The 208-nt window shown below is 69.7% G+C and carries 1 protein-coding gene; it reads left to right on the top strand.

Going from position 1 to position 208, the window contains the following annotated elements; translation table 11 throughout:
- Nucleotides 1-208, top strand: a 208-nt coding sequence (locus OO67_RS35595) for an acyltransferase domain-containing protein (protein WP_033305976.1), incomplete at both ends; no start/stop codon positions are given.

The raw sequence follows: 208 nt of genomic DNA, 5'->3' as shown, positions 1-208 counted from the left end.
GACCGGCGACGCACTGGACACCGCCGAACTGGACGGGGCGTACTGGTTCCGGAACCTGCGCAGCAAAGTGCGCCTGGCCGAGGTCATCCAGCAACTGGCTTCCCCGGGCGTCGTGTTCGTCGAGGTCAGCGCCCACCCCGTCCTGGTCTCCAGCATCACCGAGACCCTCGGTGACACCGGAGCGGCCGTCGGCACCCTCCACCGCGAC

It is taken from the genome of Streptomyces atroolivaceus (assembly GCF_000717025.1).
Taxonomy (GTDB): domain Bacteria; phylum Actinomycetota; class Actinomycetes; order Streptomycetales; family Streptomycetaceae; genus Streptomyces; species Streptomyces atroolivaceus.
This window is presented reverse-complemented; position numbering and strand designations above follow the sequence as displayed.